12 protein-coding genes are annotated in these 15,971 nt (G+C 42.8%); 1 reads left to right on the top strand and 11 read right to left on the bottom strand.

Features of this window, described 5'->3' with window-relative positions; genetic code table 11:
• Positions 1–203 precede the first annotated feature (203 nt).
• A complete protein-coding gene (locus VXK47_RS13540; RefSeq protein ID WP_435549319.1) occupies positions 204–1,508 on the top strand; it encodes an ATP-binding protein in 1,305 nt (434 codons plus the stop codon).
• 194 nt (positions 1,509–1,702) lie between these two features.
• Here VXK47_RS13540 and VXK47_RS13535 read toward each other — a convergent pair whose 3' ends face one another.
• From VXK47_RS13535 to pseC, 11 genes are all read right to left on the bottom strand, one after another.
• The gene (locus VXK47_RS13535) at positions 1,703–3,151 is read right to left on the bottom strand and encodes a flagellin (protein ID WP_435549318.1); all 1,449 of its coding nucleotides are present in this window, start codon (positions 3,149–3,151) and stop codon (positions 1,703–1,705) included.
• A gap of 206 nt (positions 3,152–3,357) precedes the next feature.
• Positions 3,358–5,271 carry a motility associated factor glycosyltransferase family protein gene (locus VXK47_RS13530; protein WP_435549317.1) on the bottom strand — a complete coding sequence of 638 codons (1,914 nt, stop codon included), beginning with the start codon at positions 5,269–5,271 and terminating at the stop codon, positions 3,358–3,360.
• The gene (locus tag VXK47_RS13525; protein ID WP_435549316.1) at positions 5,268–7,709 is read right to left on the bottom strand and encodes a glycosyltransferase; all 2,442 of its coding nucleotides are present in this window, start codon (positions 7,707–7,709) and stop codon (positions 5,268–5,270) included. Before VXK47_RS13525 ends, VXK47_RS13530 begins: the two co-directional genes overlap by 4 nt.
• 43 nt (positions 7,710–7,752) lie before the next feature.
• Complete coding sequence (locus VXK47_RS13520) at positions 7,753–8,646, bottom strand: class I SAM-dependent methyltransferase (RefSeq protein WP_435549315.1); 894 nt, start codon at positions 8,644–8,646, stop codon at positions 7,753–7,755.
• Entirely contained in the window at positions 8,643–9,713 is a 1,071-nt protein-coding gene (pseI, locus tag VXK47_RS13515; protein WP_435549314.1) for an N-acetylneuraminate synthase family protein, read from the bottom strand. The genes VXK47_RS13520 and pseI overlap by 4 nt, the downstream gene beginning before the upstream one ends.
• Entirely contained in the window at positions 9,710–10,270 is a 561-nt protein-coding gene (gene pseH / locus VXK47_RS13510; protein WP_435549313.1) for a UDP-4-amino-4,6-dideoxy-N-acetyl-beta-L-altrosamine N-acetyltransferase, read from the bottom strand. The genes pseI and pseH overlap by 4 nt, the downstream gene beginning before the upstream one ends.
• 11 nt (positions 10,271–10,281) lie before the next feature.
• Positions 10,282–10,731: a MaoC family dehydratase gene (locus VXK47_RS13505; protein WP_435549312.1), complete on the bottom strand. Its 450-nt coding sequence runs from the start codon at positions 10,729–10,731 to the stop codon at positions 10,282–10,284.
• Positions 10,721–11,782 carry a PseG/SpsG family protein gene (gene pseG / locus VXK47_RS13500; RefSeq protein WP_435549311.1) on the bottom strand — a complete coding sequence of 354 codons (1,062 nt, stop codon included), beginning with the start codon at positions 11,780–11,782 and terminating at the stop codon, positions 10,721–10,723. The genes VXK47_RS13505 and pseG overlap by 11 nt, the downstream gene beginning before the upstream one ends.
• A complete protein-coding gene (locus tag VXK47_RS13495) occupies positions 11,782–13,866 on the bottom strand; it encodes an aminotransferase class III-fold pyridoxal phosphate-dependent enzyme (protein ID WP_435549310.1) in 2,085 nt (694 codons plus the stop codon). The genes pseG and VXK47_RS13495 overlap by 1 nt, the downstream gene beginning before the upstream one ends.
• Positions 13,867–13,924: 58 nt before the next feature.
• On the bottom strand, positions 13,925–14,815 hold the full coding sequence (locus VXK47_RS13490; RefSeq protein ID WP_435549309.1) for an aldo/keto reductase: 891 nt from the start codon (positions 14,813–14,815) through the stop codon (positions 13,925–13,927).
• A complete protein-coding gene (pseC, locus tag VXK47_RS13485) occupies positions 14,812–15,951 on the bottom strand; it encodes a UDP-4-amino-4,6-dideoxy-N-acetyl-beta-L-altrosamine transaminase (protein ID WP_435549308.1) in 1,140 nt (379 codons plus the stop codon). Before pseC ends, VXK47_RS13490 begins: the two co-directional genes overlap by 4 nt.
• Positions 15,952–15,971 lie beyond the last annotated feature (20 nt).

Here is a 15,971-nt window from a genome sequence, read left to right as displayed (position 1 = left end):
ATAAAAGCAAAATGCCTGCCAAACATAAAAGCCCCGTTTCCGGGTTCCCGGAAGCGGGGCTTTTATTCTGTACGGACTATTTGCTATATATATCTGCTATAAATTGAGAATGGAATTCACTCATTCATGCCGGCGCCTTCGATAGTTTCGACTATAATCGAAACTATTTGACAATAGCTTCGATTTAACCTAAATATATTCACATGGACACTATTTATTACGCTTTAAATCCCTGGTGGGAAGGCAAAGAAATTGATACCGGCATAAGCCGTGATGCTTATCTTGAAAAAATTTCGACTTACCTCGCCAGAAAACAGATCGAAGTCTTTATCGGAAGCAGACGCACCGGCAAGACCACCCTTCTGAAACAGTTTATCAAAACCCTTTTGGAAAAAGCCGTTTCTGAGAAGGAGATCTTCTACCTTGCTCTGGATCACCCCGTTTTGTCCGGCGTCCCGATATCAGAACACATCAGGAATATGCGCAAACTGTTTATGCATGATCGTGACAGGAAATTATTTCTGTTTCTCGATGAAGTTCAGGAAAGCCCTCAGTGGGAAGCGGAACTCAAAAGCCTCTATGACATAGAATCCCTTAAAATATTCTGCACAGGCTCCACATCGTCGCTGATTGCAAGACAGGCGGGTAAACTGACCGGCAGGCAAATTGTCAGCACGGTATTTCCTTTAAGTTTTCAGGAGTTTGTTGCCTTCAGGGGAGAACCTTCGTCTCTTGCGGAGGATTATAAATATGAACAATTAGTGCAAGATTACCTTAGTATCGGAGGGTATCCGGAGCAGGTTTTGAATCCTTCTCAGGAGTACATGGCCAATCTGCTGGAAGACATTCTTGCCCGTGACCTGACCCGGATTCATTCCATCAGGAAGTCTTATATCCTGAAGGACTTGCTGAGGCTGATCGGCGCTTCCACAGGATCGCGAACCAGTTTCAATAAATTATCCAAAATCCTTGGCCTTTCTGTTGATACGGTCAAGGAATATATCGGTTATCTTGAAATGGCCTTTCTCGTAAAGCCTGTGGAAAAGTGGACCACATCCTATTCCGAAAAAGTTTATTCACAGAAAAAGATTTATCTTTGGGATAATGGTGTCAAAACTCTTCTGACAGGCTATGGCGATGAAGGCAACCGGGCAGAAAATGCAGTTTTCCTGGAATTGCAAAGAAATAACATTTCCTGCGGCTATTATGCGGAAAGCGAAAGAGAGGTGGATTTTGTCATCGGTTCAGCGACTGATCCAATGCCGATCGAGGTCAAATATATAACCGCTTTTGACTGGAAGGATAAAAGATTTGACGGTGTCAGACTTTTTCTGAATCGATTCCCAAACGTTAAAAATATTCTGTTGATTACAAAGAGCGTAGAACTTACAACCTCTGTAAATAACGTTGCAGTTCATGTTGCCCCTTTATGGAAATTTTTGTGGTCTGCACAGAAAAATCCTGTTATAGCCGCTTTCCTTTCATCCCAAGTTGCATTCAAATTATAGCTGCGTTGGCTACGTCGGTTTTGTCCTCGGCGTATTACATATACGCCTGCGGGAAAACTTCCTTGCCGCCTTGCTATCTTTTTGAATGCAACTTGGGATAATAACCTGCTTGATGGAAATAATACAAAAACCCCGGTTCCGGGAATCCGGAAACGGGGTTTTTAAATATTATTACAAATCCAATTATAAAGAGTTTACTTAAGCAGCGACAGGATACCCTGAGGCGCCATGTTCGCCTGCGCCAGCATTGCTGTACCAGCCTGAAGCAGAATCTGGTTCTTGGTAAAGTCTGTCATTTCAGAGGCCATGTCCACATCCCGGATGACCGACTCCGCAGCCTGGGTGTTTTCTATGGTAGTCGCCAGGTTGGCTGCCGCATAAGACAGTCGGTTCATGGACGCTCCCACATCACCTCTAAGTCCTGACAGCGTACTAACGGCGCTATCTATCGTATCGAGGGCTGTTTGGGCGCCGGTGGCGGTAGAGAGGTCTAACCCTGTAAGGCCCAGAGATGCTGTTCTAACCCCGCCAATGGCGAGGGATATCTGGTTATCTGAGTTATTTTGTGCACCGACCTGGAAGACGTTGCCGGCTGCGGAAGTGTTGGCCGCAACTGTCATTTGCATGCCATTCAGTTCCATTGTTGTATTGCTGAAACCAGCACCAAGCTTAAATGAAATACCTAAAACATTAAAGTCCAGAGTTGTATCAGATGATTGGAAAGAAAGAAGTTGACTGGCAGTGCCAGCAGAATTTGTAACTCCAATAACACCTGCAGCTGTTTGGGTTATATTATACGTACCGGCTTTAGCCTGGCTGATGTTAAGCGATGTTAGGCCAGTTCGATTAAGCGTAAGGGTTGTAGCAGCGGCCCCAGCGCTGAAACCAACGGCAACATCAAGAGTGGAGCCTGTAACTGTGATAGTAATCCCCAAGTTCGCGAAGGTCAGGGTATCCCCGGTTAGAGCGCCTGAATAGGATTCACTTACTGTTCCTGACGAATTAACAATTTTTATTATACCGGCAGCAGTCTGACTAATAGTATAAGTGCCTTCCGTAACACCGGCACCAAGAGCGGTGACCTTTACTGAAGTTGCTATTGATCCAGCACCACTATCCACGAAATCATAGCTTACATTATCAGCGCTGTCATCAACTATCCCAGTTACATGATTAGCCACAGCCGCTGCTCCTAGCGCCCCGGTCTGGCTTGCCCCAAAAGTGCCGGTAAGCAGCGCAGTGCTCCCGTATTTGGTGGAATTGGCGATCCGGTCAATTTCCGAAGTTAATGCCGTAGCTTCAGCGTTGATTTTGGTTCGTTCAGAGCTGCCTACGTTTGCCGAAGCAGCCTGTGTGGCCAGTTCCTTCAAACGGGTAAGCATGTTTCCGATCTGGTCCATACCGCCTTCAGCCACCTGCAACATTGCTGAGGCCTCGGAGGTATTCCTGGATGCTACTTTAAAGCTGGCGATATCGGCCCTGAAGCCCTGAGAAATGGCAAGACCTGCCGCATCGTCGGCTGCATTGTTAATACGATAACCGGATGAAAGTCTCTGAAGTGATTTGCTCATTGCCGAATCTGAAATCTGCAGGTTCTTGTGAGCATTCATTGCCGCGATGTTGTTTTGAATTCTAAGTCCCATGATCTAATCCTCCTTGATTTTTTGTTAATATTGCCGATTATTCGGCTTGATATATTCGGGCTTCCATGCCCATTGTTGTTTGCAATCCCTACCTAGAAATTTTGCATTTATCGCCTCCTTTCCTGGTTTACCGGATCGCTTCAAGCTTTGATTATATTATCGGCAAATGGTGTGAGGGACTTTAGAGGATTTTTTCGTTATGAGAATTAATTGTATGCAGTCTTCTCATCCAAACTCTTTTCAGTCTTTTCCAGAAGATCCCTGGTGAGCGTTAAAAACATGCCTACAACTGAAAACCAGTCTTTTAGCTTCTTAACCCGTGCCATCGCAAGACACTGTTTGTCTGAATAAACATCCCGCAAAAAGCCTAATTCGTTTGAAAAACAAACATCGTAAGCGTTCATGGTATGAGACAGCAAATCCCAGAGAATTCGGTTTTTTCCGAAAGTATCGGACAGATCAAGATATTTCTGCTCTATGGATGTTAGCCGCTCCATATTAATATTTTCCGGATCTTTTTCCAGAAAAGGTTGAGTTATTTCTTTTTCTGCCTGGCTGGTCATCTCGAGCGCTTCCTGAAACTCTATAATGGAATCAAACAGCATTTCTTTGCTTTCTTTCAGCTTTTTTTTGATCCGGCTAATTTTTCCCGGCATATCAACATGTTCGGAAAAGCTTGAATAAGCCTCATCTAAAATTAAATTTGGTTTAAACACCTCCATACAGTATTTATCTATCGCATCTTTAAAAGGCATTACCTCAGCTCCGAAAATCTTTGCGCCACCCTCGGTTGCGTTGATACATGTACCTTTATATGCGGCAATGTCCTCTTCATAAGTATTTTTCATGATCGCCCAGGATTTTTCTGATTTTACAGGCTTTCCATTATTTCCTTCTAACTCGATAACAGGCTGATTTCTGATATGTTCGCAACGGCTGCCGAATATATCGCCTTTTACATGCGTATCTCCATCCTCTGCATAGGCTAAATCCTGGCCGATAAGTATAATAGGATCGCATCCGAGTTCTATTAAAATCTTAAATGCAAGATTTGCTACAGAAATTCCCACATTCAAAGTACCCTTTTCCTCTTCAAGCCAATTGAAATGAGAGTAACCCCTGTAGCCAATAAATTTTCTGCCCTTAAAAGCGTCAATAGTTTCGGGCATGAGAATCGGCAAAGCAACAAAATATACGCCGCTAAAATTATCCACACCTGAATAAAAAAGATCAACGCCAGGCGTTCTTTCTAAAGAGGTAACAAGATGCGGCCGTATTCCTTTCTTAATAAGAGGGATAAAACTTGCATCACAACTGATAATGGGAGCTTTATCCTGCAATCCTTCAAGAAGGTGCATATTCTTGTTGAGCGAAGGCCCGGCAGCCACAAGCACTCCCGGTCTTTTTGCAAATTTGCCATAAAGCGTATCAATGCCAGGATTTGAATAAATATGTTTGATATTATGAAAAATATTTTCCAGCCCGACAAAGGAATCAAGGGAGTCGTTTCCGGTTAAAACCATTAATTGTTGAACCGCATTTTTAAAAACTGCCAGTATTTTTTCATAGTATTCTCTTTCAAGATGGATATTAGCAGGGATAGGTATTATTTTCAAGGATTTAAGAGCTATTAATATATCCCTTTTGGAAAGGATTTCCGTTTTTAGTCTTACATATATTTCTTCCGGGGGTTCTCCTACAAAAAAATGAATATCAGGCTGTGAGATAATCTGCGAGAAATCACCGACAGTTAGCGCAAGACGGAAAATTTCAATATCCTTTTCAAAAACCACAATTTGTCTTGTACCCACCTTTTCTCCGAGTAACTTAAAATATCTATCTAAATGGTAGCCGAGCCCCAAACCCATAAAAACAACAACCGGGGCATATTTTAGATCCAGTTTTTCAAGATAGTTATCACAATATGTTACGGGATCATCATTGTCATATAAAATAAATAAATCAGATCCCTTTTTAATAATGAGATTGGGTTTTCCCTTTGAGGTTTGAATAAGCTTGTAAAAAGGATTATTTTTTGTTCCGCTGATTCTTTTCGCAAGATCAGGATATCTCTTTCCTATAGCTTCCATGTTTTTATCGAACAGTGAAATTGTCGTCATATACAGCCTCCTGTTGCAACGCCTTCAATCATGGCTGACATTTTATCCATATCTTCACTTCCTGACAATTTACTTTTTATTATGACTTCTATAATCATACGGCAGAGATTTGCCTCTTCCATCCGGCCTTTCCTGTTGAAGTGACGATTCAAATCCACAAAAATCTGTACCACATCCACAAAGTCATTAACCTCGCATCGAATGTCAATTTCTTCCTTATCGGAAATTTGCCCGGCTGTTTGAAGAGCCTCTTCCCACTGTTCGACCTTGGCAAATGCATATATCCCGGCAATTTTATAAGAAATATTAGCCGGATCAATCTCATGAGCTATGGCGAGTTGTTCAATACCATAAGCCACATCATCTGTTTCTATCGATGCAATCCCCAGGTAGTACCTGGCCAATGCCGTTTCTTCAGATATAAGTTCTTTTTCGATGTTTAGAATCCGTTCACCAAGAATACTAACCACCTTACAAAAATTTTCTTCTCTATGATATACCCCGGCCAGAGAAAGAACAAGTTCGGATGATTCAGGAAATTGCGCTATGGCATTTGTGAGTATCTCTTTAGCCATTTCGTGTTTATTCTGCCTGGAATATAACATGCCAATCTTTGCTGAAAGATTTGGATCAACGCCTGCGGCTTTTATTAACCATGGGTATGCGCTTTCAATATCTCCTAATCGAAGAAAAAGAATCCCGGCTTTCAAGATCTTTTGAGAATCGTAAATTGAGCCGAAGGCTTTTGCAATTGCAGGAATTTTCCTTTTATCCCTCTTTTCTCTTCCCTCCATGCTGTGGGTTATTTTAACCACATCGTACCTTAAGGCCCGCACTTGTTTCTCGTTAAGTGCTTCATCCAGGTCCTCAAATACTTTCCCTTGAAACCGGACCCCCGTTTTTTTGGGAAAAACTCTTATCTGATAGTTATCTTCTTTCTGATCTGTGAGCAGGTCGCTCTGAGCCATTGACATTTTCCTGGCTTCTTTGGCCGGCTCAATCTTGAGTCCAAAGGCGATGTTCTTTCCTATCGGCAAGAGCATCTTAAAAAGAGCCAATCCGAATCTATCTCCCGGATGTATGTATTCATCGGCATCCATGAATAAAATATAATCGCCTGTTGCTTTGCTAAGACCAAGGTTTCTTGCTTGTGAGAAATCATCCTCCCATTTGGATTCTATAAGTTTTGCTCCATACTCTTTTACAATCTCCATGGTTTTATCTGTCGAACCCGTATCAACTACTATGATTTCATCTACCAGATCACATACAGATTGCAGAGCCTTGCCGATTTGATCCTCTTCATCTTTTGCAATCATACAAAGGCTTAGTTTCAATGGTCGCCACTCTTCATTTTTAATGATCGAAAGGATTCTTTTCTTTAGAAAAATATCACCCTCTGTATCTTTTGACATCTCGAGGTGTTCAATTGCCTTGTTTTTATCGCCCTTTATCAGATAAAGCTTGCCCAGATTTGCAAAGGCCAGGGCGCTTTCGCTTTTTTCAGTAATCTTTTTAAACCATTCAATGGCCTTATCATACTCAAGAAGGTTGGAGTAAATCATTGCTCCCATTAATTGGGTATTATATTCTTCTTTGTCATCCGGTCTGTGATCAGTCCATTGTTCGAAAAGCTCTTTTGCTTCAGTGAAAAACCCTTCCTTTACAAGAAACTCTAACATGGGGATATACATTTTATAATGCCCAAAACCACAGCGGGCACCCTCCATAAAGCCATCTAACTGACTATTGGTTAGAATCCGAAAGCCTGTATACATCTCGGATAGCTCAACCATATCTTCTTCAGGTGTAACGTCATAGACCAATTCACCTTTAAGGCAGCGGGTGTCATGTTCCCGGATATTTCCATCGCTATTCCCGGTTTCATTTTCCTGATGGATTAATTCGATTTTAAGACCATGTGCGATTATTCCGCAAATCCATGATACTTCATCCGTATTTTCCTGTGCTAAACCTTTCATACAGATTTTTGTATGAGATTTTATTACCAGACGGGGTTCTATTCTTACAATGAAGTCTGAACAGCCGATATCTTTGAATTGTTCTAATTTTTTAATCCATTGATAATTTTCAAGCAAATGTCTGTCTTTTGTGGTTTTAGTATGAACTCCATATCCCGGAGCTTGTTTGCTCGTAAGCATTTTTGTAAGCTTTTTAGCAGAGGATATAATGACTCTTTCCTCCGGTTTAATAAAAAGAACCCAGTCGGTTTCTATTTCAGATATAAAGGAATCCAAATTCACAACTTGAATACCCAAGTTTTTTATTTGCGCAATGTCTTCAACTGCTAAACCTAAATCGATAAAAAATAAATTATTAGTCAATTCGGCTGCATATTGAATACATTCATGCAATTTTGAGATATGGTTTTTCCCAAAAACACATATTGATAGAATTGTGCTCAATTGCTTTTTCATATTACTCCTATTGCCTTCATATTCCGTCCAATCTATCAAAACTTCACCTTGCCAGCACAACCATTGACGGCGATTGTCCCTCAAAATATGGCATATCTTCGAAGCCTTCATATATTTGAGTGCTATAAAATCCATTTTGACCCAATAAACATACCAACTCAACGTCAGTATAGAATGCGACTACTTCAACACGCCCGGTATCAATCTTCCCGTTTCGGCCGATAAAAATCTTATCATGACGCAAGATACGCCGATCTTCGCAGTATTCAAAATCATCAAGGTAATAAGCAAACCGATCTTCATCTGGAAGCGGTTGCCAAGTTCTGAGTTTACCCTCATTGAGTGTCAACATACGCTTTCGTTTTTCCGGCATTTGATATAGTTCCATGAGCAAGTGACCGCCGGACTTAACTGCTGCACGCATCTTGGTCAATAGCTCCACCGGTGCGCTCTCTCGAATCGGCTTAAAATAACCGAAAGCTCCGGTAATGCAGGTCGCTATGTCGAACATGCCGTGCTCAAAATTGGCAAATTCTAATGCATCGGCGGCGATATTGTGAACGATTGAACTTAGATTCAGGTCAGCAGTCCATTGTTGAGCGAATGCCACACGAGATTGAGAAATCTCAACGCCTATGCCCAGGTCAAGCATTCCCTCAAGCGCCAATGCCACGAGTAGCCGGCCGTTGCCGGAGCCGAAATCGATTACGCGCAGATTTCGCCGACCCAAGTGACGAGCGATGAATGCTACTTGTTTTTCAGTCTTTTGAAGTAACAAACTGTGATAGTCTTGGAGTGACTTTCTTGTTGGAAAACTTTCCGGGCTTTCAAAACCCTCATAGCCGGTTTTGTAGAATTCAGTGTTCCATGTGGTTGTCATTTGATTATTCTGTCTTTGCATAGAAACTTCTTTGATAGGAGCTTGCGGTTTCATCATAAAACTATATTTCTCCTTACTACCAGATCCCAAGTTAACGGTGTCCCGCGTTCAATATCGTAACCGGCCTCTCTTCCTACCACTTCATCAAGGTCACGGGTGTGCAAGCCATAGCCGGGACGGATAGAGCGCACATTCTCTTCTGTAAAAGGTTCACCCGCTTTCATATCTTTAACCACAAATAATGACCGACGAAAAACGCGACTCCTTGCCTCACGCTCACTCACGCCATAGTGAACCGTGCCCAATGCTTTCTCTACAGTTCGGATTGCCTCCACCATTGCCTTGAATTCATGAGGTTCCAGGGAAAAGGCGCTGTCGGGGCCAGAGATGCTGCGGGATAGAGTGAAGTGTTTCTCAACAATGCTGGCACCCAAGGACACAGCGGCTATGGCAGCGGTGATACCGAGGGTATGATCCGACAAGCCAACGGGTAACCCGAATGCTTCCGTCATGTGCAGAATGGTTCGCAAGTTCATTTCCGCTGGGTCGGCTGGGTAGTCACTCGTGCATTTTAAAAGGGCAAGTTCCTTGCAGCCCGCTTCTCGTGCGGCCGTTACTGCCTCGTCTATCTCAGCCAATGAAGCCATGCCTGTGGATATGATCATTGGTTTTCCTGTTTTGGCCACATATTTAATGAGCGGTATATCAACCAGTTCGAAGGATGCGATCTTGTAAGCCGGCACTCCCATCTTTTCGAGGAAATCGACGGCAGTCTTGTCAAAAGGTGTTGAAAAAAGATCCATGCCGAGATCATTGGCGATTTCCTTCAGCTTCGGCTGCCATTCCCAGGGAGTGTAAGCCTCCATATAGAGTTCATAAAGGTTCCTGCTTTCCCATATGCTGCCTTTACCGATGCGAAAATATTTGTTACCACAGTCTATAGTAATGGTATCCGGCGTATACGTTTGTAATTTGATAGCATCTGCCCCGGCCTCTTTTGCTGCTTTTATGAGCTGAACAGCCTGGTCGAAATTTTGGTTATGATTTGCGGATAATTCTGCAATAATATAAACGGGGTTGAGTAGCCCAATAATTCTGGAATTAATTTCAATCGAACATGTCATATCAATTTTTTCTCAATTTTTTCTTTAATTAATTTTTTATGCACTTTCCACACACTTGTTAACATTGCCAGGCAAATGACATTTAAGTATTGTCTTTTTCTAAGGGCATGTTCCCTGAAACGTCCTTCAACCTCAAACCCAAAACTTTGATGCATATTTATAACAGTTTTATTAAATTCAAATACTTCACAGCAGAGCTTGTTAAACTTAAGTTCATCAAACACGTATTTCAAAATGGAATATTCCACAAAACTACCGACTCCTTTACCTCTGATATTTGGACTTGCCAGGTAGAATGCCCAATGGCATCTCATATTGTGATAATCAATGTTGTAAAGATTCACAATTCCTACATCTTCAGAATCGAAATTTATAATCCAGTATTTCTTGGTAGTATTATGTTTAATTTCATCAAACCATTGTTCATGCTCTTGATAACAGATTCTGTGATCCGTATACATGTACTCGGCTACTTCGGGAAGATTTCGCCACCGGAAAATCACATCTTTGTCATCTGGCAGAATATCTCTTAAAATAAATAGTTTGTTAAATTCCATATTTTTTCGTCCTACTTCTTTACAAAAATATTGTCAGGATCAAACAAGACTTGTGCTTCTCCATCTATTACATTTACCCCTTTTTGGTTTATGCAAAATGTCCTTAATACAATATGTCTTTTTTGAGGATCTTTTGAAACAATCTCAACTATTGCCGTAATTGTGTCCCCAATATATACAGGAGTTAAAAATTTAATATTTTGAGATAGAAATATCGTTCCTGGTCCGGGCAATTTTGTTCCCAATACATTCGATATAAAACTCGCCACTAGCATGCCATGAGCTACTCGTCCTCTAAAAAGCGTTTTTGAGGCATACAAATCATCCACATGTAATGGGTTAAAGTCACCGGATATTCCGCAAAAAAGAGTCAAATCTGCCTCCCCGATCGTTTTCGTGAAACTTTCTGTTGCTCCAATCCTAATTTTTCCAAACTTGTTCTTTGCATTTTTATAAGCCATTAGCATAACCCCTATTTCCATTACATGCTTGCATAGTTCTGTTTACACCTGCACCATCAATTAGATTTTGTATGCTTCCCGACAATTTCTCTCTTATTATTTTGTTATTAAGCAGAGATTTAAGAGAATGAACTATGTTTTTAATAAACATATTGTCTGCAACATTGAAGACGGTGACAAGTCTATTTGCAAGCTTTTGTGCAGATTGACATTGGTTCTCTGCTGCGACGATAGCCACAAATGGCAACTGCATGAACGCAAGCTCCCAGCATGTGCTTCCGGCAGCAGAAATAGCCAGATCAGCCCATGCCATCAGTTCGGGCATATCAGGTGGGTTAATTAAAAGTTCAAACGCTGAAAAGGATGAAAATAAAGTTTGCGACAATAAGTTTTGATGGGGATTAGCAGGTCCGATGATTATCTTGACTTCAATTTCAGGGTAATCCAGAAGTTTCAATGCCTCAATAACTTTTAACGTTACGTTATCCGGGTCGGCTCCTCCAAGGGTTACAAGTATATTTTTCGCTTGGTCTGGGATTTGGCGTTTGAACCCCCGGTATTTCAGAAATTCCCTGCGCAAGAGGACATAACGAGTTCCTAATAGAAGAGCTGTGTCTTCATCGCAGTGGTAGTTCAAATCAGGAGCGTGAATATTCTGATTGAGAAGGATATTGGCGTGGTACTGGGGCAGGTGGTTCATGTCGTCAATTACCAGAAGGTAATTGCCCGTATCACGTATCGCCTTCTGGTATTCAGGGGTGAAATGATATCCGTCCAGAACAAGCCAGACAGATGACGGATCGTTTGGTCTTTTGCTCTCAATAATATTAAGTGTTTGAGTCAGGTCGGACGAGTGAGGATGCGGGCGTACGATAGAAACAAAGCTGAACCCTTCTTGAGTAATGCGTTCTCTAATCGGATCGTTTTCACAACAACTGATGAACGTTACTTCTCCTCCCTGGTACTGCCAAGCCTGGGCGAGTGCTATGCACCGCATTATATGGCCAGCGCCGATTTTCCCGTTTGCGTCTGTCCTGATGTATAAGTGCATTAATTTAGCCTCTTAAAACCGGATATGGCAGGTTGCCCAATAAGAAAACTTTCCGGGTGGCCTGAACCAATTGCTTCATTTAGTAAAGGAAGAACTTGGTCAACGGCATCCAGATATTTTTTTACATGTTCCTCTTCATGGGCAAACATGGCATAGAACCCTGTCGTGGCCAGAAATCCTTTCTCAAGCATGGTCTGCACGAACAGAGCTTTCAGGACAAGAGCCTTTTTATGATCGAATGTGAAATGACTCATGGGAGGAATTCCGCCTGTATGTATCTTTATTTCATGTTTAGAAAATAAATCATGCCATCCGTCCTGAACCATTTGGCCGATTTTCATGAGATGCTTTCCAACGTTATATTTACGGTGTTTCTTGATGGTAGCAAGAGCCGCTACCGGCCCGATTCTTTCAGTCCAGTAGGTGCTGCTGATGAAACTCCGTTGAGCTGCATCCATGATAGAACTCTTTCCAATAATAGCCGCCATCGGATAACCATTTCCCAATGCCTTTGAAAAAACGGCCATGTCCGGTTCCATACCCAAGACAAGATGTGCCCCTCCTGTGTTCATCCGGAAGGCCGCCGAAATTTCATCGATGATCAATACAGCGCCTGTCTCAGATGCGAGTCGTCTGACGCCTTCGTAAAATCCGGAAACAGGGAATTCATTCCTGACGGGTTCCATGACGATTGCCGCTATTTCACCTTTATTAATGTCTATAATTTGTTTGAGATCGTCCAACTGATTATAGCGGAAAGGGAATGCAGTTCCCGCAAGCGCTTTAGGAACGCCTGCCGGTTCCAGGCCGGCAAGAAGATGCTCGCCGAGGGCGTTTTCCGTACCTATGTTGGCCGCCAAATACCAGTCGTGCCAGCCGTGGTAACCGCAGAAGGCAATCTTGTCGCGACCCGTGAATGCCCGAGCGATCCTAACGGCCACAGCCATTGATTCTCCACCGGTCCTCGCAAAACGAACTTTTTCCGCCCATGGATGTAATTCACACAAGAGGTCTGCAAGTTCCACTTCCTCGGGACAATTCAGCGAAGAGCTGCTTCCCTTGTCAATTGCTGATTTTACCGCAGCATCGACATCAGGGTCCGCATAACCAAGGACATTAGCCCCGATGCCTCCTATACTCATATCAAGATACCGATTGCCATCCAGATCCCAGACTTCAATCCCTTTTGCCTTGCTGAAATATCCCGGCCAAACACCATAGGAAAACATATCGGGCCGTTTGGATAAAAGCTGGCTTAAGCCGGGGATCCGGCCTTTCGCGTGTTCCTGTAACGCAAGTGATTTTTTAAGATTCAATCTTTGCATAGACTTATGCCGCCTGTCTTCGTTGCGGGACTTCTTCAACCCTTCATTTCGTTTAAATTGCTGGTTGATGTTTGACCAATCCGGTTTTTGTTTTAGAAGATTGAGGATATCCGATGTACGGAAATCAGGTTTCACAGGGTAAAGCTCGTTATAAATTTTATTAATAAGCTCGAAGTCCTCCTGTTCATCCACCGTCCAGCGAAGATGAGATAGATCTTCTGTGTTTTGGTAATGGCCGATCCGGTATCTTTCCGGGTGTTGATGAATGAAGGGGGTAACATGCTCCCTTTGAGATGGCAGCGTTGCTTCTTTCCACGCCTCTTCTAAAGCAGACAAAAGGAACACTTCCACGTCCAGGCCGTCCGGAAAGGTGGGCGAAAGCGCATTCGTGGCATAGTCATAATTTCCATCCAGACAGAATTTGATAACAGCGTCAATAATATTGGGATCGATTAAAGGACAGTCGCCAGTGAGTCTTACAACATGCGATGGCTGCCAGGATCTTGTTAACTGGTAGAACCGGTCAAGGACATCATCTAAACTTCCTCTAAAACAATCAATACCTTCGGCAAGGCACACCTGTTCAATGGCATCATCACTGGAATCAATGCTGGTTGCAACAATCAATTTATCAATTCGTTTTGATTCCAGAACACGCCTCAATTGGTGGATAAGCATAGGCACGCCAAGTATTGGTTTCATAACTTTTCCAGGAAGTCGTGTCGACGAACATCTTGCTTGTAAGATCGATAAGATCATTGTGAATAATATCCTTTTAAAAAAAATGTGCGTATAAGTTTAGCAATATCGTATTGAATCACATCTTTCCCCATAAGAATGGATTTATAATGCTTTCGTCTGTAATCGCAAAGTTTGAATAATCTAAATCAAATGTTTTATCTATATTTTTGGTTAGATGACTTAATATGTCTTCTAATTGTTGATAATTGTTCAGCCCCACAATATAAGTGTCTATTTCCTTCAAATGATCTACAAAAGTTAAAGCGGCATCCAAGGCTGATAAATTTATCGGTTTTATTATATCGTGATATTTCTGAAGATACGGTATTGCATGGCTTAAGTATGGGGGTATCTGGGATGGTTCCATGAACAACAGACCCTGCAGAAATATAGAACGGGCATGGACCTCGATATGCCGATCTTTCAATTTTTTCAGATGACCGCTTTTCAGTAAGCGCTGATCGAAGATGTTGACGGGGACCTGTATCAGATCAATAGAATATCTCTTCAATGCTTCATCGATCTGTTCAGTATCATACACGGATACCCCTATCTTTTTAACCAATCCCTCATCTTTCAGAGCCTCCATTGATTTCCAGAGCTTTTGACCGTTGACCGCAAAAAGGTCGTATGCATGGTGAATCAATAATCCGTAGACTGAAGCTTGTCTGAGCTTGTGGAGGGACGAAATAAAAGTCTTTCTTAAAAGCGCGACATCTTGTTCCCGGATAACATCCTTGTCGAAAAAGGGTGTTTTTATTATGATCTTGAATCGATGCCTATCCTGAATGCACGATCCCAGAACTGTTTCACTATTCCCATAAGCCGGGGCCGTATCTATCATTTCTATGCCCAGCGATTCAGCCTGCTGTAAGATCTTTGCTACTTCAGCAATCGGCGTAATGCCCTCGGCGTTCGATACGCCGTAATTTAACCCGAATTGGGCAGCACCAATACCAAGCTTCATGACCAGATATCCTTAATTGTTTTAATGACGTATTCCTGTTGGCAACTTTCCAGCTTAGGAAATATGGGAAGACTTAAAATCTGCTCATAAGCCTGTTCCGCTACCGGGCAAAGACCCGCACTTGTGTTAAAACGCTTTTTATAAAAGGGATGAAGATGCACAGGCAGGTAATGCACATTGGCCCCGATTCCTTTTTCTCTCAGGTGTTTAAAGACGGATTCACGTTTTTTCGACGGCTCTTTGTCCATTATCCTGACGACATACAGGTGATAGGCATGGAGAACATCCTTACTGACAGATAATGGCATTACATAAGGAAATCCCGCAAACGCCTCGTCATAAACCCTGGCTATTTCTTGTCTCCGTGCAAGCCATTTTGGCAATTTGTTTAATTGACTGATGCCTAATGCGCACTGGAAATCGGTGATGCGATAGTTGTAACCCAGTTCAACCATCTCATAGTACCAGGAACCTTGCTTTTCTCGTTGGCGGTGGTCGGTGGCAATACCATGACTGCGGAACACCCGCATCCGCTCCGCAAGTATTGGATTATCCGTTGTGATCATCCCTCCTTCGCCGGTGGTGATATGTTTGACCGGGTGAAAGCTGAAAACGGTCATATCGGCTAGCGCACCTACCCTATGGCCCTTGTATGCCGCACCCAGGGCATGACAGCTGTCAGCAACATATGATAGGTTGTGTTTCCTTGCGATAGCTCTTATTTTGTCATAATTGCAGGGCTGGCCGGCATAATCAACAGCGATGATGGCTTTTGTGCTGGGTGTGATTTTTTCCTCAATTCTGTCCGGGTCGATCAGGAGTGTATCTGAATCCACATCCACAAACACCGGCTTGCCGCCTTGATACACCACACAGTTGGCTGTAGCCGCAAAGGTCATCGGAGAAACAATAACCTCATCACCTGGTCCTATATCTATGGCATGCATAGCTGCATGCAGCGCTGCAGTTCCATTGCTGACCACTACGGCGTGTTTCGCGCCGGTAAAATCGGCGAATGCTTCCTCGAATTCGGGCACCTTTGGACCAGTGGTCAGCCATTCGGAGCGCAGAGCTTCAACAACGGCAGCGATGTCTGAAGCATCAATATATTGACAACCGTAGGGAATATCCATCATACGTTTTCCTCACACGGCCA

This window comes from Desulfobacterium sp. N47, from assembly GCF_051233685.1.
Taxonomy (GTDB): Bacteria; Desulfobacterota; Desulfobacteria; order Desulfobacterales; family RPRI01; genus RPRI01.
This window is presented reverse-complemented; position numbering and strand designations above follow the sequence as displayed.

Bases quoted from the DNA above. Each gene is read 5' to 3' on its own strand.
- VXK47_RS13540 (WP_435549319.1), top strand. From the start codon at position 204: ATGGACACTATTTATTACGCTTTAAATCCCTGGTGGGAAGGCAAAGAA.
- VXK47_RS13535 (WP_435549318.1), bottom strand. From the start codon at position 3,151: ATGGGACTTAGAATTCAAAACAACATCGCGGCAATGAATGCTCACAAG.
- VXK47_RS13530 (WP_435549317.1), bottom strand. From the start codon at position 5,271: ATGACGACAATTTCACTGTTCGATAAAAACATGGAAGCTATAGGAAAG.
- VXK47_RS13525 (WP_435549316.1), bottom strand. From the start codon at position 7,709: ATGAAAAAGCAATTGAGCACAATTCTATCAATATGTGTTTTTGGGAAA.
- VXK47_RS13520 (WP_435549315.1), bottom strand. From the start codon at position 8,646: ATGATGAAACCGCAAGCTCCTATCAAAGAAGTTTCTATGCAAAGACAG.
- pseI (WP_435549314.1), bottom strand. From the start codon at position 9,713: ATGACATGTTCGATTGAAATTAATTCCAGAATTATTGGGCTACTCAAC.
- pseH (WP_435549313.1), bottom strand. From the start codon at position 10,270: ATGGAATTTAACAAACTATTTATTTTAAGAGATATTCTGCCAGATGAC.
- VXK47_RS13505 (WP_435549312.1), bottom strand. From the start codon at position 10,731: ATGGCTTATAAAAATGCAAAGAACAAGTTTGGAAAAATTAGGATTGGA.
- pseG (WP_435549311.1), bottom strand. From the start codon at position 11,782: ATGCACTTATACATCAGGACAGACGCAAACGGGAAAATCGGCGCTGGC.
- VXK47_RS13495 (WP_435549310.1), bottom strand. From the start codon at position 13,866: ATGATCTTATCGATCTTACAAGCAAGATGTTCGTCGACACGACTTCCT.
- VXK47_RS13490 (WP_435549309.1), bottom strand. From the start codon at position 14,815: ATGAAGCTTGGTATTGGTGCTGCCCAATTCGGGTTAAATTACGGCGTA.
- pseC (WP_435549308.1), bottom strand. From the start codon at position 15,951: ATGATGGATATTCCCTACGGTTGTCAATATATTGATGCTTCAGACATC.